Origin of the sequence: Bacillus clarus (genome assembly GCF_000746925.1) — a bacterium.
GTDB lineage: Bacteria > Bacillota > Bacilli > Bacillales > Bacillaceae_G > Bacillus_A > Bacillus_A clarus.
The window spans coordinates 1,275,519-1,296,934 of sequence record NZ_JMQC01000008.1 but is presented as its reverse complement, the minus strand read 5'-3'; the positions used below and the strand labels follow the sequence as shown (position 1 = coordinate 1,296,934).

The window sequence follows — 21,416 nt, the reverse complement described above, 5'->3', positions numbered from 1 at the left end:
TAATTCGTTCAACTAAACTATGTTTTGTATTATAAAACTATATTTAAAAGCTTGTCAACAATAATTTTATTCGAAAAGATATTGGATTACTATTTTACTTCTAAATCAACATTTAAGTCAGATTTATTTCCAGCTGCATCAGTTGCTATAATGTGGATTGTATTTTCCCCTTTGTTCTTTTACATATACATTTCCTGTGTAGACACTTTGTGGTAAAGGGCTATCCACAGTAATGGTAAAAGGTTTTTCCATGTTACGATTAGGCTTTAAGCTAATAGAAGAAGGGAAGGAAGTTTGAACTTTCGTTTTTGTATCTAATAGTTCAATATTGGTTGAAAAGTTTTTCTTCCTGCTAGAAAGATTTTGTAATGTAATATTTTGTGTTAACTTTACTTTGCCGCGATTTTATTTTCTTCCCATTGTTCAATGCGCGCTATCAACTGTGGACTACATTGCTTTTCCTTTTGCAGTAATTCAACATGTACGCTTAAAGCTTGAAAAAAACAAGCGCCATACTTAGTAATGTAGATGTAGGCCCCCTAATAAAAATACTAACCTTCCCCAATGTGCATAAAAACGGTCCCTACCATTTATTTGTAAACAAGAAATGAATGTTGGATAACACATGCATTCGACATAATTCATATCAATACGCTGTGAATTTAAAAATGTGACTTTGTCGAATGCTTAGAGACTTGCATATAGTAAGCGAAATGTGAGGAATGCTATGGGGAGAATGGGGGAGTCTTATGAAAAGGTTCATAGTAAGTAGTAGTAGTGTGTTTTTGTTTCTTTTTCTCCTTCCTGTATCTATTAGTAGCGCAGAAAATGATGGGGTGAAAGTTGCTTTTATTCGTAATCATGATCTTTGGATTAAAGTCGACGAGAAAGAAAAGCAAATAACAAAAGGAGAGTACATAACAAGGCCGAAATGGTCACATGATGGAGAGTGGCTTGCCTATGCAAAAGGAAAGGCACAAAATCAACTTGAATTGTATCGAATTAAAGATGGAAAAACAGTTGTTCTGTTTCAAGAAGAAGTAGGGAACTACCAATGGTCACCGAAAGAGAATGTCATTGCTTTTGAATTTAAATGTACGTTAAATACGTTCCATACTGAAAAAAAGAATGCAGAATTTGAAAATGTATCAAGTGGTGTCGGGGACTATGCCTGGTATCCAGATGGAAAAAGGTTTCTCGTATCCTCAGAAGCTTATTTGCTTCCAACAGGATGGACAGGGGCGCAGCTATATGAAGTACAAAAGGATGCAAACATGAATCCTCATAAGATGAAACATTTATATGCATTACCAAATCAGCATGATGACTTTTTAGCATTGGTTGCAAGTGGTTTTAGGTGGTCACCAGATCAAAAGTGGATTTCATTTTTAGCAGTTCCAACAGCTTCTTGGTCAGCTGATAGTAATACACTTTGTTTAATTCGAGAAGACGGAGGACGTTTTGAAAAAGTAGATCAAATGTTGTTAAACACAGAGTGGTTTCAATGGGCACCATCAAAAAATATATTAGCCTACATTGAAGGTAGCGGAAGATTTGCATTGGAGAATAAACATTTAAAAGTGAAAGAATTAACAGCCCTCCAGCAAAATACATTTACGCCGAAAGGATATGTCGACTGGAATTTTACATGGAAGAACGATAAAGTAATTATCGTTTCACGAGCAAAGGAGACAGAGATATCAACTCCGCCAGAAAAAAGACCGCTACCGTCTTTATACGAGGTGGATAGTACAAATGATGAACAATATCAAATTACAAAGCCACCGAATAAACAGGGGGATTATAATCCTACCTATATGAAGAAGAGTAACCAATTAATATGGATACGCTCTGACCGTAAAAAAGCAGATGTATGGTTTGCCTATAGTGATGGGAAACATGAAAAGAAGTGGATTAAAAATATAGATGTACCAGAGTGGTATTACGAGAAATGGAATTGGGGAGATGTCATCTCGGTGAAAGAAGAGTAAAAAAACTGCCTAAAATATAATTTTTAGGCAGTTTTTTCATTGTTATTTATGTGTCTTGTTTGGCTTTTTTTTCGCAGGGTTTCCGTTCCCTTGACGCTTTCTATTTTGTTCATCTTTTGCTTGTTTTTCATGTAATGTATCTAAAAAATCATTTGAGTTACTCATTTTCATATCTCTCCTTTCATTTCGTCCTAGTTACTATAACCATTTAGGAGGATAATCATGAGATAAAAATTAAGCGCTTAGTTTTCTTTGGTAATATAAATAAAATATACCATGCATAATAAATAGCATGAGTAAAACTTGTAACTCTACATTTTCTTTTGAAATTATTGCGAAAGGATCTGGTAAGTAAGGTGATTTCCCTTCTCCTAGACCTAACAATTTGTTACAAAGGCTAATGATACAAAACATAAAAACACCTGACCAACTCGCTATAATTGCTTTATGTTTTATGCCGTTTTCTCGCTCATCGTCTTTAATCCAAGGATTAGCAGTAGTTTTATCACTACCGAAAAATCCGTTTATATAACCACATAGTATCATCCAAATAAGAGCAATAAGCCATTTCATATTTGTGAATCTCCTTGTAAAAAATATCTCACATTAATCATCGTAAAAATTACCAGTTTTTATGTCAAATGCTTTTTACATATGATTCGTTAATATAGCAGGAATTTAGAAGGTAATAGGGAAGAAATGAGAAAGGCTATCTATTCTTATTGAAAGGAAAAAATAGATGAAATTAATTTTTGTTCGGCATGGTGAAGGAGAGCATACAAAAGATTTATCATTAAGCTTACAAGTGGAAAATCCACAATTGACGGAAGAAGGAGTGAAGCAAGCATTTTTGCTTCAAAGTAGTCTACCGTTACAAAAAAATGATGTATTAATTGTTAGCCCTACAATCCGAACGTTGCAAACCGCCGCAATATGGAGTTCGGAAGTTCTTTGTCGCAAAATCGTGCATCCGTATATTTCTCCCCGTATTTTCCCTTATCGAGAAGAAGCAAAAACATTGCCATGTGATCGATTGTTGAATCAACAGTCGATTAAAGAGTTATTTCCTCATTTTTCTTTAGAGGAAAGTGCAAATGAACTGTTATGGAATGAGGGGATTAATACAATCTCAGAAAAGAAATTACAGCAGAAAGTAGATGAGTTTATAGACTGGTGCTATACGCTAAAGGCAGAAAGAATTTGTATTGTATCCCATGACGGGACAATTACAGCATATAGGCAGTATTTACAAAAAAAAATGCTAACAAGAGGAGATTTTTTAAAAGAAACAGGTATGTATGAAATGAGCCTATAGAATGGGGGAGTTCACTTGAACATCGCATTAATAGTTGGCGACAATTCTGATTTAGAGGCACAGTCGCTTCGATCGACACTTGAATATTTTGGGGCAAGAGTTGTTACATACTGGATTGGTAGGCCGAGAGATTTTGTAGAAGTTCTCTCAGGTAAGAGCTTATATCAAGATATGCATTATATTGTTTTTTGCTTTCATGGTGATGAGGGGGAATTTATAATGGGGGAATTAGGTGAGGCTGTTTATGAAGAAGATGAACCGAGAGGATACTTTGGCGCACCAGAAATTAAGCGATATGCAAAATTGCATAATACATATATTGTAAATAATGGTTGTGCGTTAGGAGAGCCAAAATTAGCGGAAGCGTTTTTAAACAGTGGTGTAAAAGCATATATTGGAGCGATAGATTATGTGGATGGAAATGCAGCACTTATGTTTACCATTCGTTTATTTTACGGGCTTATTAATCATAAAAGAACGTTAGAGTATGCTTTTCAAGAAGCAAGGTTAGTTGATAAGGAGACCCATACATTTCAACTATATAAGTAGTATAAAACGTGTTTATTCGAATATAGGATAAGCACGTTTCACATTTATCACACAATTTTTTTGCAATTTTTCGATGAAAATCATTATCACTTGTGGTATGATATGTTCAAGTTTTTACAGGTAATGAAAGTTACTATATAAACGTTAGTTTTTGAGGTTTTATGTGAATGTCATAAATTATTCATAATTAACATTTAAAAAATAAGTAACTAATGTTATTATATTGTATGTAACTGACTTAATTACAACTTTAGGAGGAAAATATGGTTATTCAATTTTTAAGAGAAAACAAAGCAGTTTCTTTTGTATTAGCAGTGATTCGAGTTTATCTTGGATATAAGTGGTTAATGGCGGGAATCGGTAAACTACAAGGAAAAGGATTCGATGCTACTGGGTATTTACAAGGCGCAATTGAAAAGTCAAAAGGAGCGCAACCAGCTGTTCAATCTTGGTGGGCGTCATTTTTACAAGATTTTGCAATTCCGAATGTTGATATGTTTAATACGCTTGTAACATGGGGAGAAATTTTAGTTGGAATAGGGTTAATTGTAGGTTGTTTAACAAAAACAGCTGTCTTTTTTGGTCTTGTAATGAACTTTTCCTATATGTTTAGTGGGTCAATAGGTGTGAATCCAGAAATGGTTATCTTATCTATGTTCATTCTTGTTGCTGGTATGAACGCTGGAAAACTGGGAGCGGATGGATGGATTGTACCAAAAGTATTAGGATCCAAAACTCAAAAGCGCCAAAAACAAGCTGCTTAATATATGAAAACGGGTATCTCACTATTGAGATACCCGTTTGTGTTATTTCTCTGTTTGAATAGGGTTCTTTTCAAAGAAATCTTTTACATAGCCTACAAATTCTTCTGGTTCTTGACGAAATGGTGCATGGTAACCTTTGTCTATAATATGGAAAGTGCTATTTTTCAAGAATTGATGATAAGTTTCTCCTTCTTTCCAAGAAACACTACTGTCATTTCTGCCCCAAATAATTAAAGTTGGGAGTTTTATTTCGTTAGCATTAATTTTGAGGCGTCTAGGCCATAATTTCATCTTATTGTAATGTTCTTCATCATTTCGTTTAAATTTCACTTTACTTTCATCATAGTCGGTAATAGTAGAAACTGTACTTAAATCAGTCGACAATTGTGGTTTTGGTGACCCTTGTTTATTCACCAATGTATGAGGGCCTCCTGTAGCATCTGTCAAAATAAGATGAGTAACTGCATCAGGATATAAGTATGTTAAATTAAGAGAAATTTCTCCACCCATTGAGTGACCGAGTATCGCGAATTTATCATAACCTAGTTTTTTCATTAATTTATAATATAAGTTTGCATGAGTTGGGAAAGAATAATAGAAATCCATCGGTTTAGATGAATGTCCAAAACCTAAAGCATCAACAGAAATAATTGTATGATTTTTTGCTAAATCAGAGTAAATCTTTTGGAATCCATCCGATGACCCACCAAATCCATGAATCATAAGTAAAGGTGGTTTCTTACTACCAATTTGCTTAAAATAAATAGTTTGTCCATCTATTTCAACCATTTTTTCTTCCGTAGTTAATTTTGCAGTAATTGTATTTTTTACTTGTTTCACTTGTTCTACTGGTTTTTCTGCTGCGCTACATCCTACTAATAATGTAAGAGTAAGGCAACCCACCATATAATAGCTAAGCCGCTTCAATTAGTTGACCCCTTTCTAACATAATGCTGCATCTATCATAGCAAATAGCATATTATGATTTCCAGAAAGTTGACTTCCATTTTTTATCATAAGAGGTGAAAGAAGTGTTTCTTGGAAATTTTCTCTTTGAAGAAATTTACGAAATGCGAATTGTTCATGAGGAACATCGATACGAATTGTCCCATTCCAAGATTCACAAATAATTTGTAATAACTGCACCGCATCTTCTTTTTGTCTTGAGATAAGTGGAGTAATACATAATGTGTCCCCTTTTCGTATACATAGGGCAAAAGCTTCTATTTGATGATTTCGTTCTATTTTAAATGAGTAAGTTACTCGAGAAAGTAATAATGAATAGAGTTTTGAGCGATAAGCTCCTGTTGCCGCCTGATCAACAGAAATGAGAGAGTTAAGATCAGTTTGTTGAATTTGTTTTATAGAAAAAGGCGTCGTAGATGTGCGCATAGCATGTCTTTCAAAGCGATGAACCGATGTTATTGTTTTAAAGTTATATGATTGATATAAAGGTACGCCAGCCTTTGTTGCGATAAGAAGAATAGGAAGAGATGGATGGGCTAGTTGTAAGCAGTTATTTAATAACATGCGACCCACGCCTTGTCGCTGAAATTTAGGATGGACAATTAACATACCGATAGAAGAAAAACCATGTTCAAAAGGAAATACTCCACCAGTAGCAATTAGTCTATTTTCGTGTATACATCCTATTAATGTTCCTATTGAGAGATACATATTAAATTGTTCTCTCATAAACGCTTTATGCTGCAACCATCCGACAGATTCGCAAAGAGAGAGTAGATCCGGAATGTCAGATTTATTTAGTTTTACTATTTCCATAATGGTTCACCACATTTCTATTTAAAATAAATAATAAGATTTTTATAATTGCAAAATGTTAATTGAAAGTTTTCATTTTGAGGAAACTCCCATTTTTTATATGTATTTTGTAAAGGGTAATATGATTGATATGAAAAGACAAAGTTATACAAATTATAATTGAAATTTACATAAGTTAACAAAAAATTTACAAAATACTAATTTTCCCTTAATAGTCTTCTATTAAATTGAATAGTGGGAAATGAATAACCTAATTAGGGGGACAAAAAAGTGAAAAAGTTTATGAAGAAAGCATGGCCATTTGCAGTTGTAGCATCATTGGCAATTACTTCAGTCGCAATGTGGAATTTTACTCGTTCAGGTGAGGTGAAGGCGGACGGAAAAGAAAGTGATACGAAGATTAAAAATGTCATTGTATTAATTGGGGATGGCATGGGACCTTCATATATGACAGCGCATCGTTACATGAAAGACAATCCAAAAACGTTTGAAATGGAGTCTACTGAATTTGATAAACACCTTGTAGGAACACAAAAGACATATCCAGAAGATGAACATGAAAATATTACAGATTCTGCATCAGCAGCTACTGCGATGGCAGCTGGTATTAAAACATATAATGCAGCAATCTCAGTTGATAATGATAAAACAGAAGTGAAAACGGTTCTTGAGCAAGCGAAAGAAAGAGGGAAATCAACAGGATTAGTTGCAACTTCTGAAATTACACATGCAACACCAGCTGCTTTTGGAGCGCATGATATTAGCCGTAAAAATATGGATGCAATTGCAAATGATTATTTTGATGAGAAAGTTAATGGGAAACATAAAATAGACGTTATGCTTGGCGGTGGTGTGAAAAACTTCGTAAGAAAGGATCGTAATCTTACAGAGGAATTTAAGAAGTCAGGCTACAGTTATGTGACGGATCGTAACCAATTATTAAATGATAAAAACGATCAAATTCTTGGTTTGTTTGCGCCGGGTGGTTTAGATAAAATGATTGATCGTAATGAGGTAACACCTTCATTAGAAGAAATGACAAATGCAGCAATCAATCGTTTAAATAAAAATAAAAATAAAAATGGTTTCTTCTTGATGGTTGAAGGTAGCCAAATCGACTGGGCTGGACATGATAATGATGTAGTTGCAGCGATGAGTGAAATGGAAGATTTTGAAAGGGCGTTTAAAGCTGCAATTGAATTCGCGAAAAAAGATAAAAACACATTAGTTATTGCAACAGCTGACCATTCTACTGGCGGATTATCTTTAGGTGCAGATGGTGAGTATAACTTTAAAGTAGATTCAATTAAAGCGACGAAGCGTACTCCAGACTTTATGGCGAATGAAATTGTAAAAGGTGCTAATGTAGAAGAAACGTTGAAACAGTATATTGATTTACAATTAACACCAGAAGAAATTAAAGCTGTAAATGATATTGCTCCATCAAAAGATGTAACAAAGATTGATAATGCGATTGAAGATATTTTCAATAAACGTTCAGTTACAGGCTGGACAACTGGTGGACATACAGGAGAAGATGTGAACGTATATGCGTTTGGGCCAGGTAAATACTTATTCTCTGGTGTTCAAGAAAATACAAACTTAGCAAAACGTGTCTTCGATATTGTTGGCGGCGGTGACCCGAATAAAGGAAGACGCTAATTGTGAAAGAGAGTGAGGCATATCGCCTCGCTTTTTCTTTTTTAAGGGAGGCGATAGGATGAAAAGTTTTATTAAAAAAATAGGAACAATGATGTTTGTAGGATTACTGTTAATTGGGTGTCAATCGCAAGAGAAAAGTGTAGACCAGAAAAAAGCTGCTAAGAAAAAAGAAGCACAAATACATGTAACGCAAGAGGATGAAGGGGATATTCGGAATGTAATTCAAGCATTTGTACAAACGACAAATGAGAAAAAACTTAATGAGCATATGGCATTGTTTTCGGGCAAAATGCTCGGTGCTGAAGATTTGAAAACCCAAAAGGAAGCCGCATTCAAAAAAGGAGATAAAACCATTGAACTGAACAATATACAAGTGAAAAGTTTTAAAGAGAATTATGTAATTGTTGAAACGGATGAAAAAGAAATAAATGGGGGAGCTTCTCTTCAGAAAAAGGTACAGTATGCACTTGACAAAGAAGATGGACAGTGGAAAATTGAAGAAGTTCGAGTGGTAGACAAGAAATAAAAAGGCTCTCCTATGCGGAGAACCTTTTTTAAAGTGGTAATAAAATTTGATTTGAACATGCCTCAATATCATCAATATCTTGACGGATTGTTGCCATCTTATTATCAAGATCTTCAGCTTTCATTGCAGCATCGTGTAATTCATCTTTTAAATAATCAGGGATATTTCCTTCGTATTTATAATAAAGTTTATGTTCTAAACTTGCCCAAAAGTCCATTGCAAGTGTACGTAATTGAATTTCTGCAAAGACCTCTTTTGTACCAGAATTGAGTGACAAGGGGTATTTAATAATCATATGCAAACTTTTATATCCATTTTGCTTTGGATTAGCGATATAATCTTTTACTTCTACAATTTCCATGTCTTCACGATTTTCAATCACTTGTTTTAAATGATAAATATCTTCTACGAAGCAACATGTAATACGGATACCAATAATATCTTGTAATTGGGTTTGAGCATTCTCAATTGTTGGTGATAAGTTTTTACGCTCAAGTTTCTTAATAATACTTTCTGGTTGTTTAAGTCTTGTTTTTATATGTTCAAACGGGTTATAGTCCTCTAAAAATTGAGCTTCCCGGTTCATAATTTCAAATTTTGTCTTTAACTCTTCTAAAGCAAATGTATACGGTAATACAAAGGCTTTCCAATAGTTAACGGTTGATTGGTTATATTCCATTTATATACACACCTTTTCATATTTACAAATCAGGTTGTTTATTATACTAAATACCAAATCATATAAGCGCAAGCTGCAAATGATGAGATCATAAAGCGATATTTGGCTTTCATATTTTCAGCTCCTTTCCAATAAGATTTTATATATCACTAAATGAGATTGTTAGTAAGTTAGTTATGTACAATTCTTATAGTAATAGATTGATGTGAAATTCGTATGAACTAATTGTTTCAGTTTTTTGTCTTTTCCCGTATAAAGGATAATTAATCTTTAACTCTGTAATTGACAAATATAATGAAATTGTATAATATTTAAATCGTAATCATTACGTTTTAGTTGCAATCTTTCACAGAAGGGAGGCATACATATGCGTGTAAATATTACATTAGCTTGTACAGAGTGCGGTGATCGTAATTATATTTCAAAGAAAAATAAACGAAATAATCCAGAACGCATCGAACTAAAGAAATATTGTCCACGATTAAAGCGAGTAACATTACATCGTGAAACGAAGTAAAAGACTAGAGAATTGGTCTTATCCCTGTCAAGTAGACAGTATTAAAAAAGACTAAGCAGCCATTGAGAGTCGATATTCTATCGGAGCTCGATGGTTGAGTCGTTTTTGAAACCGTTTATAGTTATAAAAATAAATATATTCCTCAATTGCTTGTATTAAATCTGTTTCTGTTTTAAAATGATGCAAATACAACATCTCCGATTTTAAATGGGAGAAAAATGACTCGATACAGGCGTTATCATGACAGTTTGCTTTGCGAGAGTGGCTGCCAATGATACCTAAATCTAAAAGTCGTTTGTTGTAGGCATGAGATGTGTACTGGAACCCTTGATCTGAATGGAGAATAGTTCCACGCACATCTCTTTTTTGCGCCAACATTTCAATTGTATCTAATACAAGTTCATTATCATTGCGCTTAGAAATTTTCCAAGAAACAACTTCGTTATTATAAAGATCTTGTACGACAGAAAGATAACGGAACCCCTCTTGGAATCGTAGATAGGTAATATCGGTAACGAGCGCTTCATTTTGTTGGCGGTTTTTAAATTTACGGTTTAAAACATTTGGAAAGGTATTGGAATACTCTCCTTTAAAGAAGCGTCGCTTCTTTCGAATAATAGATTGCATGTTGAGTTCACTCATTAAGCGATAGACCTTTTTGTGATTCACAAAATAACCCTCTTCTTGTAAAGCAATTTTCATACGTGGATAGCCATATTCCTTGTGCTTTAAGTGGATAGATTTTATTACCTTTTTTAATTGTTGATCCGATTCTAGTCGCATGTTTTTAACCAATTTCGTATGAATCCACTTATAGTAGCTTGACCGATGTATACCTGCAAATTTAGTAAGCCATATAATTGGATATTTCCTTTTTAATGATTCAATGATCCGATATCTCTCTTTATATTTTAGTACGCCTCCATTTACAGATTTGGATATTGCTTTTTTAAATATTCAACCTGTGCCTTATAGTAATCCCGCTCCTCTTCAACAGTGTTGAAATGAACACGTTTCCCTTTTAAAGGATTTGGAATACCTTTCATTCCATTATTCTTCCCACGTGTATCTTTAATTTCACCGCATTCTTTATATTTTTTTACCCAATTTTTCAGTTGGGTAGGGCTCTTAATCTGATATTTTTCCGTTATCATATCGTAGCTTCCTTCTCCATTTAAATAACTTTGAACAGCTGATAACTTTAATTCTTCTGAATATGCATTGAATGTTGAACCTTTTTTAGCCATGAAAAATCCCCTCCAAGTAATAGTGTAACATCCATGTATGTACATGGTCTTTTTACACTGTCTACCTAAAGGGGATAATATCAAATCTAGTCTTTTTTTATTTTGTAGAATCCTTTTTTTGGAAAGGTGTTATGATGAGTCTAGCTTATAAGTAAGGAGAGGATATGATGAATCAAAAAGATAAAGAAAGACAAGAACAAGTAGCACATATTATCAAAATTCCAGATGAGTATCAACTTGTTGTGGACGATGATCAAACAGTAGATGAACCGTTACATGTATTATGGTGGGAGCATAAAGCGGATGAGGAGAAATGGATACAAATTTCGCTAAATAGACATACAGGAAATTTACTTGAATTAGATGTGTGTGATGAGGATTATTTTCCGCTTGCTAATCAAGAAATGGATGAAGAAAAAGCGAAAGAGATTGCCAGTGAGTTTATAAAGAAGCATTTACCAACAAAATATGACCTTTATACATATGTGTATGTAGAGGAATGGCGAGATTCGAAGAAAGTACGTTATTTGCAAGAAGTAAATGGATATCCACTGCCGCATACAGGATGTGCTGTACGAATTCACCCTTCTGGGAATGTTGTTGCATTTCATCATGACGGTGGTGTGAAAGAAAAGCCTTTATGGCCAGAATGCATTGTTGATAAAGAGGTAGTTTTGGCAAATCTTAAAGATAGACAAGATATGAGACTTGTATTTATAAATATTTCTCCTGATTTATTGGAATATGAGAGCGGGGAAGTGATACATGGGTACCGCCTCGTGTATGAACCTGAACCTAGTCAAACGTTTATTGATGCAAGTACAGGAGAGGATTTATTCGGACCAGAACATTATCGATTAGCCCCTACAGTAGCGGTCACAAAGCCGGAAAAGGATAGACAACAAATAGAAAATATATTTGACTTATTAGATTGGGATGAAGAAAAGTTCGTGAAAGTAGCTGAGAGTGAAGATGGATATGAAATAAGGATGAAATTTGTGCCGAAAGAAGAATTACAAGAAGAGCTAGAAAAGAAAGATACGTATTTAATGGATGATTTTTGCGAAAAACATTTACCGATGTTAAAGTATGATAATCTTGTCGGAATTGGAGTTGAGAAGTCAACAAACAAACTACTTCGTTATATGAAATGGAGTCCTGACAAAGAAGAAAAAATAATTTTATCGCGAGAACAATGTTTATATAAGGCACTTCAATTTTTAGAGCAGGTTATTCCGGATGCTACAGAATATCTTCGACTTTTGGATGATTATGATGAAGAAGATAGTCCAGGGAGATTTTGTTTTACGGATATGTAAAGGGTATTCTAGTAGAGGATCTGTTCATTATGATTAATATAGATGCAGAAACAGGAGCCGTTACGATGTATAGCGGGAAGCCTAGCAATATAATAGAAGAATTACTTATGGATGAAACAAATCCAAAAATACAAAAAGAACGAGCATTAGAAATATATACAGATGCTCTCAGAGTTAAATTAGAATGGCGTGAAAATCAAGACAAGGATACACCAAAATACGAATTAATTTATAAGCAAACGACGAACAATAGCGAAAAAAAATTCTCTGATTTCGGTCGAGAAGTTCGTTACATTGATGCGCATACTGGAGAGAAGATTTGGAGTAAGTAACGGAAAGAGAAAAAGGCCTTCAGCTGAAGCCCTTTTTAGAAAGAACGATTATTTAAGGGAGCTGGATATTAAAAAACAGATGTGAATGATATCGTACAGGCACAAACAACCCTACGCCCACATACATATAGTAAAGACCACTATTTTGGCGGGGGTGAAGGGTTTGAGTCTATTCGCCGCAATTGGATATATGGTTCGCGAAGTGTTTGTGTTTGTTTCTTATGTGAAAAACAATGCGTTCCCACAGCCGTTATCATCAGATGATGAGAGAAAGTACTTAGAGTTGATGGAGCAAGGTGATGCTCAAGCGAGAAATCTTTTAATTGAACATAATTTACGGCTTGTGGCTCACATCGTTAAGAAATTTGAAAACACGGGTGAAGATGCGGAAGATTTAATTTCAATCGGTACAATCGGGCTTATTAAAGCGATTGAAAGTTATTCAGCGGGGAAAGGGACGAAGCTTGCGACATATGCAGCCCGTTGTATTGAAAATGAAATTTTAATGCATTTGCGTGTATTGAAAAAAACAAAAAAAGATGTTTCACTTCATGACCCGATTGGGCAGGACAAAGAGGGGAATGAAATATCGCTTATCGATATATTAAAATCGGAATCGGAAGATGTAATTGATATGATCCAGCTCAGTATGGAGTTAGAAAAGATTAAAGAATACATCGATATTTTAGATGAGCGAGAGAGAGAAGTGATTGTGAAACGTTTCGGGCTTGGGCTCGATAAAGAAAAAACGCAGAGGGAAATTGCAAAGGCGCTTGGTATTTCAAGAAGTTATGTGTCACGAATCGAAAAGCGAGCCTTGATGAAAATGTTCCATGAATTTGTGCGGGCAGAGAAGGAGAAAAAGGCAAAAGAATAATCTATATAGTGGACAGCTGCATTTCGAATGTAGCTGTTTTTCTTTTTTTAAAAGGAAATAAAATGAGGTGCTCTAAGAAGAAATGTATGTTCACTGTTGAAAATGACTGGTTCTATCTGTAATATTAGAAGGTGCTAAACAATTTAAGGATGAAATTGTACTTAGTTTTTCTTATTGTATTATGAGATGAAATCTATATACGGGAATAAGAATGTTTTTTAGAAGTCCTAATATATGATATAGAAAGAAAAGAAGGGGAAACTACAGTTATATTAAGAATGATTAGGAGGTTTCGCGGTTTGCGACGTACATTATATCGACTTATGATTGAACTTACAAATGGACGTTTTACTTCTTATATATTACGTAAATTTGCACAGTCGCGTTTGAGTTCTATAATTATTCCATCGTATGCAAAAGCGTTTCAGTTAAATCAAGATGAGATGGAAAAGGGTTTAAAAGAATATCGAACATTGCATGAATTATTTACACGTAAATTAAAAGAAGGAAAGCGAAATATTGATGCAGATGCATCGAGTATTGTTAGTCCTGTTGATGGTGTTTTTGCTGATTACGGTCCTATTGAGGATACGAAAACATTTGATATTAAAGGCAAGCGTTATTCAATTGTGGATATGCTAGGTAATGAAGAACGAGCGAAGCGCTATGCAGGCGGTACATATATGGTTATTTATTTAAGCCCAAGTCATTATCATCGTATTCATAGTCCACTATCTGGTTCTGTGACTGAGAGGTTTGTGCTTGGAAGAAAATCATATCCAGTAAACGCAGCAGGGATGAAATATGGAAAAGAACCTTTATCAAAAAATTATCGTTCTGTTACAGAAGTAGATAGTGAAGGTCAACATATGACGCTTGTAAAAGTCGGTGCTATGTTTGTAAATAGTATTGAGCTTCTTCATGAAAGAAGTACTGTTCAAAAAGGTGAAGAAATGGCATACTTTACATTTGGCTCAACAGTCGTTTTATTATTTGAAAAAGACATGGTTGAAGTAGTGCAGGCATTAAAGAGTGGTCAAGAACTTCGCCTTGGTGAAAAAATCGCAACTCGATTATCTCATAAATAATGAGTAGAAAAGGCTTTATAATAAATTTGCGAGCTTAGATGGGTGGATTTTCCTAATGAAGTGTTCCCATAGATAGGAGTTCTGGTTTATTCGAGAGCCATCTCGCAGATGGCTCTTTTTATAGGTAAATCAGTAATCTATATATACTCAAGAAGATTTGATGAGCTTGTCCTCTAATGAGCGCCTAATTATTTCTTGTTTTATAAGTAAAATGAAGTCGGGATTTAATTTTAGCTCTTTTGCTTTATAATAAGACTCAGTGAGTAACTCAGTAGATAAATGTTCCATATGTTTCGTTTTCAAGGTGAGTCACCTCCAATAATATAAGGGTAGGTTCTTTGTTGCATTTAATGTACCAGAAAAATATGGTAGTCACAAACGGGTGGTTATCCACATAACCCGGTGGATAAAATGTGTATAAAGTGTTAATAAATTCTAAATTAACTGAAATATTAATGTGGAAAATGTGTACAATTTTATCCACAAGCTACTTATCGAAAAATGTTGTCGAAAAATTTTATGAAAAATCCTCAAAGAGGTGAAAGAAATTGAAATTATTTTTACCAAATGAATATGTGAAAAATGTATATCATGTTCAACCAGAAGATTTAAAAAAACGTGGGATCAAAGGGGTTATTACTGATTTAGATAACACTTTAATTGAATGGGATCGTCCAAATGCGACACCGCAGCTCGAGAGCTGGTTTTTGAAAATGAAAGAAAACGGCATTCAAGTAACAGTCGTTTCAAATAATAATGAGCAACGTGTTAAAGACTTTGCTGATCCTCTTGGAATTCCATTTATTCATAGTGCGCGTAAGCCATTTGTTCGTGCCTTCAAGCGTGCAATGCAAGAGATGCATTTGCATCCGGAAGAAGTTGTAGTAATTGGAGACCAATTATTAACGGACGTACTAGGTGGAAATCGCGTTGGGCTTCATACAATATTAGTTGTACCAGTAGCGCAAACGGACGGATTAGTAACACGCTTTAATCGAAAGATCGAGCGAAGAATTATGAGGAATATGAAGAAAAAAGGTTTAATTAACTGGGAGGAATAAAGCTTGACTGAAACAATTAAATGTATTGGTTGCGGTGTAGAAATTCAAACAGAAAATAAAAACGAAGTGGGATATGCCCCTACATCATCTTTAGAGAAAGAACAAGTAATTTGTCAACGTTGTTTCCGTTTGAAACACTATAATGAAATTCAAGATGTGTCTTTAACAGATGATGATTTCCTTCGCATTTTAAATGGGATTGGACAATCGGATGCATTAGTAGTTAAGATTGTAGATATTTTTGACTTCAATGGTAGCTGGTTACCAGGATTACATCGCTTTGTAGGAAACAACAAAGTATTGCTTGTTGGGAATAAGGCGGATTTAATTCCAAAGTCAGTAAAGCATGATAAAGTAAAACATTGGATGCGCTACAGTGCGAAGCAACTTGGTTTAAAACCAGAAGATGTCTTTTTAATTAGTGCTGTTAAAGGACAAGGTATCGGTGAACTTGCTGAGGCGATTGAGCATTACCGCGATGGCAAGGATGTATATGTTGTAGGATGTACGAATGTTGGTAAATCTACGTTTATTAATCGTATGATTAAAGAATTTAGTGAAGAGACTGAGAATGTAATTACAACATCTCATTTCCCAGGAACAACACTTGATTTAATTGATATTCCATTAGATGAAACATCATCTTTATATGATACACCAGGTATTATTAATCACCATCAAATGGCACATTATGTTGGAAAGCAAAGCTTAAAACTTATCACGCCGACTAAAGAAATTAAGCCAATGGTATTCCAATTAAACGAAGAACAAACATTATTCTTCGGCGGATTAGCACGATTGGATTATGTAAGTGGTGGTCGCCGTGCGTTCACTTGTCATTTCTCAAACCGTTTAACAATCCATCGTACGAAGCTTGAAAAAGCTGATGAATTGTACGAAAAACACGCGGGAGAACTATTGAATCCACCGACACCAGAAGAATTAGAAAATATGCCTGAGTTTGTGAAATATGAATTTAATATTCGTGAGCCGAAAACGGATGTTGTATTCTCTGGGTTGGGCTGGGTTACTGTAAATGAATCAGGAGCTAAGATTGTTGCTCATGTACCAAAGGGAGTTAGTGTTTCATTACGTAAATCTTTAATTTAATATGGAGAGGGATTTATGAAACAATTATATGGTGTAATCGGAAATCCAATTGGACATTCATTATCACCCCATATGCATAATGATGCATTTGAACACTTAAATATGGATGCCCACTATCATGCGTTTCTTGTAGAAGAAGAGTCGTTAGGTGAAGCGGTAAAAGGTTTAAAAGCATTAGGTATTTCAGGGTTTAATGTAACGACTCCACATAAAGTTTCAATTATGAAATATTTAGAAGAAGTTGATCCGTTAGCCGAGCAAATTGGTGCTGTAAATACAGTAGTTCATCGAGATGGAAAATTAATGGGTTATAATACAGATGGAATTGGTTATGTCCGTTCCTTACAGTCAATTAGTAAAGAGCCGCTTCAGCAAAAACGAATTTTATTACTTGGTGCAGGTGGTGCTAGTCGTGCTATTTATTTTTCACTTGCAAATGTAGGGGTCAAAGAAATTGATATTGCCAACCGAACAGTAGAGAAGGCAGAGGATCTTATTGCTGGTTGTGCGGCGAAAGTTAATTCGCGTGCTCTTTCTTTAGAGCAAGCGACAGAAGAACAAGGGAATTATGATGTTATCATTCATACAACAACGATAGGTATGCATCCACATGTTGAGCATACACCACTACAAATCCGTTCCTTGAAACAAGGAAGTATTGTTTCTGATATTATTTATAACCCATTTGAAACGAAAATTTTGCAAGATGCGAAAGAACAAGGTGTAACGATTCAAAATGGAATTGATATGTTCGTTTATCAAGGAGCACTCGCATTTGAAATGTGGACAGGATGTATGCCTGATATTAATAGAATGAAACAATTAGTAATGAGAAAGCTTGGAGGCTAATTATATGTTAACAGGAAAACAAAAAAGATTTTTACGTGCAAAGGCACATCACTTAACACCGATTTTTCAAGTTGGAAAAGGCGGCGTAAATGAAAATATGGTGAAACAAATTGGAGAGGCGTTAGAAGTTCGTGAACTATTTAAAGTGAGCGTATTACAAAACTGTGAATTTGATCGTCGTGAAGTTGCAGAAGAACTTGCGAAAGGTGCAAGAGCTGAAATCGTTCAAGTAATTGGAAGCACAATTATTTTATATAAAGAATCAAGAGAAAATAAGCAAATCAGACTTCCACAATAATAAGGGATTGATATAGGTCGTTTCCAGAGTCAATGCTTACTATATAGGAGCGGAATGCTTACTAATGAGAGCTGGGCCAATTGGGCTTTTACGGGCAGTCAGCTCTCTTCATATGTTTTGGAGAGAGTAGCTGCATGTAAAGGAAAGGGGCGTTTCCTTTGAAAAAAATCGGTATTATTGGTGGTACATTTGACCCGCCACACTATGGACATTTGTTAATTGCGAATGAAGTGTATCATGCGCTTGGCTTGGAAGAAATATGGTTTTTACCAAACCAAATTCCACCGCATAAACAAGGGCGTAATATTACAAGTGTGGAAAATCGATTGAACATGTTAGAGCTCGCGATTGGGCAAGAAGAACATTTTTCGATTTGCTTAGAAGAGCTAAATAGAGAGGGCCCATCTTATACATATGATACTATGTTACAATTAACAAAGAAGAATCCAGATGTGCAATTTCATTTTATTATTGGCGGAGATATGGTCGAGTATTTACCGAAGTGGTATAACATTGAGAAATTACTCCAGCTTGTAACTTTTGTTGGGGTTGCAAGACCAGGCTATACATTACATACGCCTTATGATATCGTCACAGTGGAAATTCCAGAGTTTGCTGTTTCTTCTTCTTTATTACGGGAGAGATATAAAGAGAAGGAAACTTGCAAATATTTACTTCCGGAAGAAGTACAGGTATATATCGAGAGGAATGGGTTGTATGAATCGTGAGAAAGCTCTTAACATTGTCAAACAACAAATGCATGAAAAACGTTATATACACACGATTGGTGTAATGGAAACAGCGATTGAACTCGCTAAGTTATATGGTGTAGATGAGAAAAAAGCAGAGATAGCTGCTATATTTCATGATTATGCGAAATGTAGAGCGATTCAAGAGATGGAAGAAATTATTAAGAGGGAAGATTTGCCGAAAGATTTGTTGTACTATAACAAAGAGTTATGGCATGCGCCAGTTGGGGCATACTTAGTAGAAAAAGAAGTCGGCATTACTGATCCTGAAATTTTGCAAGCTATTACATATCATACAAGTGGTCATGAAAATATGACGATGCTTGATAAGGTTATTTATGTAGCAGATTATATTGAACCGGGGCGTAAATTTCCGGGTGTAGAAGAGGCACGGAATTTAGCGCAAGAAGATATAAATAAAGCTTTATTATTTGCTGTAAAGCGAACAATTCAATTTTTAATGGAAAAAGATCAAACGATCTATCCGTTAACATTTCAAACGTATAATGCAGTTATCAAGGAGGAAATTACGAAATGAACGATAAAGATTTATTAGTATTGGCAGCAAAAGCAGCTGATGATAAACGAGCAGAAGATATGGTTGTATTAAATATGCAAGGCATTTCACCAATTGCAGACTATTTTATTATTTGTCACGGAAACTCAGATAAGCAAGTACAAGCGATTGCACGTGAAATTAAAGCGAAGGCACATGAGTTCCAAATTGATGTGCAACGCATGGAAGGCTTTGACGAAGCGCGTTGGGTTTTAGTAGACCTTGGCGATGTAGTGGCGCACATATTCCATAAAGATGAGCGTGATCATTATAATTTAGAACGTCTATGGGGCGATGTGCCACGTGAAGATATTGCAGAAGAGTTAGGCCAATGAAATACGAACAATTTGCATTGCTATATGATGAACTCATGAATGATGTCCCATATGATAAATGGGTGGAATTTACAGAGGAAAGCTTGCAGCAAGCAGATATGAAAGAGGCAAAAATTCTTGATGTGGCTTGTGGGACTGGGAATGTAACACTTCCACTTGTACGGAAAGGTTATGACTTAATTGGTGTCGACCTTTCAGAAGAAATGTTAACAGTTGCACAGCAAAAATTAGGGGAGGAAGGGTATTTTATCCCTTTTTATCAACAGGACATGAGAGAATTGGATGTTCCTGGTGAATTTGACTGTGTGACAATTTTTTGTGATTCATTAAATTACGTACTGCAAGAAGAAGGGATACAAGAAACGTTTAGAAGAGTATTCCATCATTTGCGTCAAGATGGTTTGTTTTTATTTGATGTACACTCTTTATATAAAATACATCATGTGTTTCAAAATGAAACATACACAGTGAATGGAGAAGAAATTTCGCTTATTTGGAATTGCTTCCCAGGTGAAGAATCTGATAGTGTGGAACATGATTTGACATTCTTTGTACAAGATCCAGAAGAAGATGTGTATCATCGTTTTGACGAGTGCCATGTGCAGCGTACGTATCCGATTGAACTATTAACAAAATGGCTTGAAGAAGTTGGATTTACAGTGCTTCGTGTTACAGGTGATTTTGAACGAATAGAAGTGACTGAACAAACAGAGCGTATCTTTTTCATGGCGAAGAAGAACGGATAAAACAAAAGCAACCGATAAGGTTGCTTTTGTTTTATAAAGAAGATGTAATTTTACTTTAGGAAAATAGAAGAATGGTATGTGTAAATTATAAAAGTGATGATGGTCTTGAAATGGTAGTACGAAAAAAATAAGCATTTAGAAAAGGGTTTTGAATCGTGATGGCGTATTTTTTATGTGTGCTTATTAAATTGTTGTTCAACGCCTTTTAAATCTTCATCATATTTTTCGTGTGTTCGTTCGAATAATTTATGGAACATATCCCCAACATGCCCTTCTAAAATACGAATACCTTCCCCGGTAACCCCACCTTTTACACAAACTTTCTCTTGTAAAGTCGGTAATGTGAAAAATTCTTTTTCCAGTAGTTTCCCCATTCCTATAACCATTTCACTTGCTAAAGTAGTTGCTTCCTCGTGTGTAATATTTGTTTTCTCTACAGCAGCGTTAATAAAACATTGTAATAAATAACTGAAGAATGCCGGACCGCAGCTTGCAATATCAGATGAAACGCGTGTTATGTCCTCTCCGATTTCAAGAGGGGTAGAAATGTTTTTGAATAAACGTAGTAGCTTTTGTTGCCATTCTTCGGAACAATTCTTTCCAAATGTAAAAAGTGATGCGCCAGAAGATGCACGGTTTGTGATACTTGGAATGATACGTGCCACATGGCAAGGTACAATAGTTTCTAATTGTGATGGTGATATAGGACTTGTAATAGAAACTAAACATTTTTCATCTGAAAAGTAAGCGGCATGTTTTTGTAAGATTGGGTAGATATCTAAAGGTTTAACACAGATGAAAATAAGCTGAGATCGCTCGGTGACCTCTTGTATTGTTTTTGCTATATGAACAGAAGGGTATTTTTCCTTTATATGATATGCTTTGGCAGGCGTCCGATTAATAATAGTAAGGCACGAAGGTTTGACAGCATGGGTTTCTAAAAATGCATCGATTAGTATATTCCCCATGTTTCCTGTCCCTATAATTCCTATGTTCAATGTTTCATCCCTCCTTCGTAACAGCTTTCTCCTAAACAATATGAATGATGTTGTGAATTTATGATT

At 34.9% G+C, this 21,416-nt stretch carries 25 protein-coding genes and 2 pseudogenes; 18 read left to right on the top strand and 9 right to left on the bottom strand.

The window, feature by feature from the left end; translation table 11 throughout:
• Positions 1-171: 171 nt before the first annotated feature.
• A pseudogene (locus DJ93_RS30185) lies at positions 172-405 on the bottom strand (S8 family serine peptidase); the annotation flags it as partial.
• Between the two features lie 344 nt (positions 406-749).
• Between DJ93_RS30185 and DJ93_RS07475 the strand changes: the two are divergent.
• The gene (locus tag DJ93_RS07475) at positions 750-1,991 is read left to right on the top strand and encodes a TolB family protein (protein WP_042979991.1); all 1,242 of its coding nucleotides are present in this window, start codon (positions 750-752) and stop codon (positions 1,989-1,991) included.
• Between the two features lie 42 nt (positions 1,992-2,033).
• Here the strand turns inward: DJ93_RS07475 and DJ93_RS07470 are convergent, their stop codons facing one another.
• Positions 2,034-2,156 carry a DUF4023 domain-containing protein gene (locus tag DJ93_RS07470; protein WP_000071861.1) on the bottom strand — a complete coding sequence of 41 codons (123 nt, stop codon included), beginning with the start codon at positions 2,154-2,156 and terminating at the stop codon, positions 2,034-2,036.
• Between the two features lie 69 nt (positions 2,157-2,225).
• Positions 2,226-2,564 (bottom strand): hypothetical protein, encoded by a 339-nt coding sequence (locus DJ93_RS07465; RefSeq protein ID WP_042979990.1) that lies wholly within the window; start codon positions 2,562-2,564, stop codon positions 2,226-2,228.
• A gap of 166 nt (positions 2,565-2,730) precedes the next feature.
• Between DJ93_RS07465 and DJ93_RS07460 the strand changes: the two genes are divergently transcribed.
• From DJ93_RS07460 to DJ93_RS07450, 3 genes are all read left to right on the top strand, one after another.
• Positions 2,731-3,306, top strand: a complete 576-nt coding sequence (locus DJ93_RS07460; RefSeq protein ID WP_042979988.1) for a histidine phosphatase family protein — start codon at positions 2,731-2,733, stop codon at positions 3,304-3,306.
• Positions 3,307-3,321: 15 nt separating this feature from the next.
• On the top strand, positions 3,322-3,855 hold the full coding sequence (locus DJ93_RS07455) for a delta-aminolevulinic acid dehydratase (RefSeq protein ID WP_042979987.1): 534 nt from the start codon (positions 3,322-3,324) through the stop codon (positions 3,853-3,855).
• Between the two features lie 263 nt (positions 3,856-4,118).
• Positions 4,119-4,619, top strand: coding sequence for a DoxX family protein (locus DJ93_RS07450; protein ID WP_042979986.1), 501 nt, complete (start codon positions 4,119-4,121; stop codon positions 4,617-4,619).
• Positions 4,620-4,661: 42 nt separating this feature from the next.
• On the opposite strand, the gene DJ93_RS07445 is transcribed toward DJ93_RS07450, so the two are convergent.
• Both DJ93_RS07445 and DJ93_RS07440 read right to left on the bottom strand, forming a co-directional pair.
• Entirely contained in the window at positions 4,662-5,546 is an 885-nt protein-coding gene (locus tag DJ93_RS07445) for an alpha/beta fold hydrolase (RefSeq protein ID WP_042979985.1), read from the bottom strand.
• A gap of 15 nt (positions 5,547-5,561) precedes the next feature.
• A complete protein-coding gene (locus DJ93_RS07440; RefSeq protein WP_042979982.1) occupies positions 5,562-6,401 on the bottom strand; it encodes a GNAT family N-acetyltransferase in 840 nt (279 codons plus the stop codon).
• Between the two features lie 270 nt (positions 6,402-6,671).
• Between DJ93_RS07440 and DJ93_RS07435 the strand changes: the two genes are divergently transcribed.
• Both DJ93_RS07435 and DJ93_RS07430 read left to right on the top strand, forming a co-directional pair.
• The gene (locus DJ93_RS07435) at positions 6,672-8,063 is read left to right on the top strand and encodes an alkaline phosphatase (RefSeq protein ID WP_042979980.1); all 1,392 of its coding nucleotides are present in this window, start codon (positions 6,672-6,674) and stop codon (positions 8,061-8,063) included.
• A gap of 58 nt (positions 8,064-8,121) precedes the next feature.
• The gene (locus tag DJ93_RS07430) at positions 8,122-8,589 is read left to right on the top strand and encodes a hypothetical protein (protein WP_042979979.1); all 468 of its coding nucleotides are present in this window, start codon (positions 8,122-8,124) and stop codon (positions 8,587-8,589) included.
• A gap of 28 nt (positions 8,590-8,617) precedes the next feature.
• Here the strand turns inward: DJ93_RS07430 and DJ93_RS07425 are convergent, their stop codons facing one another.
• On the bottom strand, positions 8,618-9,268 hold the full coding sequence (locus DJ93_RS07425; protein WP_042979978.1) for a GTP pyrophosphokinase: 651 nt from the start codon (positions 9,266-9,268) through the stop codon (positions 8,618-8,620).
• A gap of 367 nt (positions 9,269-9,635) precedes the next feature.
• On the opposite strand from DJ93_RS07425, the gene rpmG reads away from it, so the two are divergent.
• Complete coding sequence (gene rpmG / locus DJ93_RS07420) at positions 9,636-9,785, top strand: 50S ribosomal protein L33 (RefSeq protein ID WP_001265617.1); 150 nt, start codon at positions 9,636-9,638, stop codon at positions 9,783-9,785.
• A 51-nt stretch (positions 9,786-9,836) separates the two neighbouring features.
• On the opposite strand, the gene DJ93_RS32115 is transcribed toward rpmG, so the two are convergent.
• A protein-coding gene (locus DJ93_RS32115) for an IS3 family transposase (protein WP_117288021.1) occupies positions 9,837-11,032 on the bottom strand; the annotation gives its coding sequence in 2 pieces (ribosomal slippage) (positions 9,837-10,726 and positions 10,726-11,032; 1,197 coding nt in all).
• A gap of 164 nt (positions 11,033-11,196) precedes the next feature.
• Here DJ93_RS32115 and DJ93_RS07405 point away from each other — a divergent pair.
• The 3 genes and pseudogenes from DJ93_RS07405 (at position 11,197) to DJ93_RS07395 (ending at position 14,648) form a co-directional block, all read left to right on the top strand.
• Positions 11,197-12,683, top strand: a pseudogene (locus DJ93_RS07405) (YcdB/YcdC domain-containing protein).
• Positions 12,684-12,846: 163 nt separating this feature from the next.
• A complete protein-coding gene (gene sigK / locus DJ93_RS07400) occupies positions 12,847-13,560 on the top strand; it encodes an RNA polymerase sporulation sigma factor SigK (RefSeq protein WP_042979975.1) in 714 nt (237 codons plus the stop codon).
• Between the two features lie 299 nt (positions 13,561-13,859).
• Positions 13,860-14,648: a phosphatidylserine decarboxylase gene (locus DJ93_RS07395; RefSeq protein ID WP_042979974.1), complete on the top strand. Its 789-nt coding sequence runs from the start codon at positions 13,860-13,862 to the stop codon at positions 14,646-14,648.
• Positions 14,649-14,795: 147 nt separating this feature from the next.
• On the opposite strand, the gene sda is transcribed toward DJ93_RS07395, so the two are convergent.
• A complete protein-coding gene (gene sda, locus DJ93_RS07390; protein WP_042979973.1) occupies positions 14,796-14,951 on the bottom strand; it encodes a sporulation histidine kinase inhibitor Sda in 156 nt (51 codons plus the stop codon).
• 245 nt (positions 14,952-15,196) lie between these two features.
• On the opposite strand from sda, the gene DJ93_RS07385 reads away from it, so the two are divergent.
• From DJ93_RS07385 to DJ93_RS07350, 8 genes are all read left to right on the top strand, one after another.
• On the top strand, positions 15,197-15,709 hold the full coding sequence (locus tag DJ93_RS07385) for a YqeG family HAD IIIA-type phosphatase (protein ID WP_042979972.1): 513 nt from the start codon (positions 15,197-15,199) through the stop codon (positions 15,707-15,709).
• A 3-nt stretch (positions 15,710-15,712) separates the two neighbouring features.
• Positions 15,713-16,819 (top strand): ribosome biogenesis GTPase YqeH, encoded by a 1,107-nt coding sequence (yqeH, locus tag DJ93_RS07380; RefSeq protein WP_042979971.1) that lies wholly within the window; start codon positions 15,713-15,715, stop codon positions 16,817-16,819.
• 15 nt (positions 16,820-16,834) lie between these two features.
• On the top strand, positions 16,835-17,668 hold the full coding sequence (gene aroE / locus DJ93_RS07375; protein ID WP_042979969.1) for a shikimate dehydrogenase: 834 nt from the start codon (positions 16,835-16,837) through the stop codon (positions 17,666-17,668).
• A 4-nt stretch (positions 17,669-17,672) separates the two neighbouring features.
• A complete protein-coding gene (gene yhbY / locus DJ93_RS07370) occupies positions 17,673-17,966 on the top strand; it encodes a ribosome assembly RNA-binding protein YhbY (RefSeq protein WP_042979968.1) in 294 nt (97 codons plus the stop codon).
• Positions 17,967-18,124: 158 nt separating this feature from the next.
• Positions 18,125-18,694 carry a nicotinate-nucleotide adenylyltransferase gene (locus tag DJ93_RS07365; RefSeq protein ID WP_042979967.1) on the top strand — a complete coding sequence of 190 codons (570 nt, stop codon included), beginning with the start codon at positions 18,125-18,127 and terminating at the stop codon, positions 18,692-18,694.
• A complete protein-coding gene (gene yqeK, locus DJ93_RS07360; RefSeq protein ID WP_042979966.1) occupies positions 18,684-19,253 on the top strand; it encodes a bis(5'-nucleosyl)-tetraphosphatase (symmetrical) YqeK in 570 nt (189 codons plus the stop codon). The genes DJ93_RS07365 and yqeK overlap by 11 nt, the downstream gene beginning before the upstream one ends.
• A complete protein-coding gene (rsfS, locus tag DJ93_RS07355; RefSeq protein WP_042979965.1) occupies positions 19,250-19,606 on the top strand; it encodes a ribosome silencing factor in 357 nt (118 codons plus the stop codon). Before yqeK ends, rsfS begins: the two co-directional genes overlap by 4 nt.
• Positions 19,603-20,352: a class I SAM-dependent DNA methyltransferase gene (locus DJ93_RS07350; RefSeq protein ID WP_042979964.1), complete on the top strand. Its 750-nt coding sequence runs from the start codon at positions 19,603-19,605 to the stop codon at positions 20,350-20,352. Before rsfS ends, DJ93_RS07350 begins: the two co-directional genes overlap by 4 nt.
• 170 nt (positions 20,353-20,522) lie before the next feature.
• Here DJ93_RS07350 and comER read toward each other — a convergent pair whose 3' ends face one another.
• Positions 20,523-21,350 carry a late competence protein ComER gene (gene comER, locus DJ93_RS07345; RefSeq protein ID WP_042979963.1) on the bottom strand — a complete coding sequence of 276 codons (828 nt, stop codon included), beginning with the start codon at positions 21,348-21,350 and terminating at the stop codon, positions 20,523-20,525.
• Positions 21,351-21,416 lie beyond the last annotated feature (66 nt).

Bases quoted from the DNA above. Each gene is read 5' to 3' on its own strand.
- DJ93_RS07475 (WP_042979991.1), top strand. From the start codon at position 750: ATGAAAAGGTTCATAGTAAGTAGTAGTAGTGTGTTTTTGTTTCTTTTT.
- DJ93_RS07470 (WP_000071861.1), bottom strand. From the start codon at position 2,156: ATGAGTAACTCAAATGATTTTTTAGATACATTACATGAAAAACAAGCA.
- DJ93_RS07465 (WP_042979990.1), bottom strand. From the start codon at position 2,564: ATGAAATGGCTTATTGCTCTTATTTGGATGATACTATGTGGTTATATA.
- DJ93_RS07460 (WP_042979988.1), top strand. From the start codon at position 2,731: ATGAAATTAATTTTTGTTCGGCATGGTGAAGGAGAGCATACAAAAGAT.
- DJ93_RS07450 (WP_042979986.1), top strand. From the start codon at position 4,119: ATGGTTATTCAATTTTTAAGAGAAAACAAAGCAGTTTCTTTTGTATTA.
- DJ93_RS07440 (WP_042979982.1), bottom strand. From the start codon at position 6,401: ATGGAAATAGTAAAACTAAATAAATCTGACATTCCGGATCTACTCTCT.
- DJ93_RS07430 (WP_042979979.1), top strand. From the start codon at position 8,122: ATGAAAAGTTTTATTAAAAAAATAGGAACAATGATGTTTGTAGGATTA.
- DJ93_RS07425 (WP_042979978.1), bottom strand. From the start codon at position 9,268: ATGGAATATAACCAATCAACCGTTAACTATTGGAAAGCCTTTGTATTA.
- rpmG (WP_001265617.1), top strand. From the start codon at position 9,636: ATGCGTGTAAATATTACATTAGCTTGTACAGAGTGCGGTGATCGTAAT.
- aroE (WP_042979969.1), top strand. From the start codon at position 16,835: ATGAAACAATTATATGGTGTAATCGGAAATCCAATTGGACATTCATTA.
- yhbY (WP_042979968.1), top strand. From the start codon at position 17,673: ATGTTAACAGGAAAACAAAAAAGATTTTTACGTGCAAAGGCACATCAC.
- yqeK (WP_042979966.1), top strand. From the start codon at position 18,684: ATGAATCGTGAGAAAGCTCTTAACATTGTCAAACAACAAATGCATGAA.
- rsfS (WP_042979965.1), top strand. From the start codon at position 19,250: ATGAACGATAAAGATTTATTAGTATTGGCAGCAAAAGCAGCTGATGAT.
- DJ93_RS07350 (WP_042979964.1), top strand. From the start codon at position 19,603: ATGAAATACGAACAATTTGCATTGCTATATGATGAACTCATGAATGAT.